Raw genomic sequence first — 1,279 nt, 5'->3', positions numbered from 1 at the left:
AGCTCAGATACTGGCATTGTGAGTGTGGATTGATATTTATTTGCACCAACACTCGCGCTTTAATTAAACTATTTCAGAACTTCCATATCACTCTGACCTATTTCACTTATGCAAAACCTTTCTGCCTCTCAGGCAAAGAATTCCATTGCAGTTAGCCCGCATGACCCGCTTAATTGGCATCAAGGTATTGAGCATTACGGCTTTTGGGCAATAGTGGTTCAGCAAGAAGACTGGCTCAAAGCCTTCCAACGCGCCCGCGCTCATGTCAAAACACTAGTACTACCTGATTACCAGAGAGCACCTCACATCACTTTATCTGCTTGCGGACTGGTGGATCCTGCTCACTTCTGCGAAGAGAAGCTCGCCCGGCAAATCAGAGCGCTTGAAGAATTAAAGCTTTCGCCCTTTTCTCTAGAAAGCCTAGGCCTAGACAGTTTCGAGACAGCCCCCTACCTTTCGATAAACAAGCACCCTCTTCTTCTAAAGATACGCGGTACACTGGAATCTATCTGTCAGGATAATCCCGCACGCGACTACCACCCTCATCTTACTTTGGGCTTTTATAAACAGTCGTACTCACTCAGCACCTTACAGCGCCACTTATCAGGCTATACACAGCCAGTCCTCCCAAGTCTAAGCGTACAAAGCCTATGCTACTGCACCTATCAGACCAAAGAAATCCAGGGAAACATCACAATAAGACACAAGCTCCCGCTTTCATAACGCAATAACACTCTCAGTTAACGCTGATAGCTCAAGAAAACCGATCTATCCCTAAGAATTATTCCTCCATTTTTACGGCGAAAATGCACAGTTATGCTATTTTTAAGGAGGGGCAAGCTTTAACGAAGCAATTATCGACGTCAGCACACTCCTGACACATATCAGTCAATTGCCTAGCCCCTAACCTCATTGAATAGCACTGGGCATATACTGACGTGGCAACAAACGTAAATGAATAAGCTAACTACATCACTATCCTTCAAGTTAGCGATACCAAGTATCCTTATTGGCACGATATTTTTGCTGTCCGTCTCGCTATTATTCTCTTATCACGCAGAGCGAACATTAGAGCGTGAAAGCAATATAATTGCCCAGCATATACAAGACACGCTACTTATCGCTAATGAAACCAATGCTAACACAGCTAATTTAAGGCGTATTGTTAAAGCCTTAACGGCACGAAATGACATGACCCGCTTGCTCCCGGTGGAACAGGCAAGTGGCATTATCAGCGCAGACAGCCAAGAAGAAAATATTGGCCAAAATGTTCATAATT

The 1,279-nt window shown here is 44.4% G+C and carries 2 protein-coding genes; both read left to right on the top strand.

Features of this window, described 5'->3' with window-relative positions; genetic code table 11:
• The first annotated feature begins 108 nt into the window (after window positions 1–108).
• The gene (locus A3735_RS04855; RefSeq protein ID WP_068552615.1) at window positions 109–723 is read left to right on the top strand and encodes a 2'-5' RNA ligase family protein; all 615 of its coding nucleotides are present in this window, start codon (window positions 109–111) and stop codon (window positions 721–723) included.
• A gap of 231 nt (window positions 724–954) precedes the next feature.
• Window positions 955–1,279, top strand: a 325-nt coding sequence (locus A3735_RS04850; protein ID WP_156499410.1) for a hypothetical protein, incomplete at its 3' end; no start/stop codon positions are given.

It is taken from the genome of Oleiphilus sp. HI0061, from assembly GCF_001635675.1.
This window is presented reverse-complemented; position numbering and strand designations above follow the sequence as displayed.

Excerpts from the sequence above, each read along its gene's own strand:
- A3735_RS04855 (WP_068552615.1), top strand. The coding sequence starts at position 109 with ATGCAAAACCTTTCTGCCTCTCAGGCAAAGAATTCCATTGCAGTTAGC.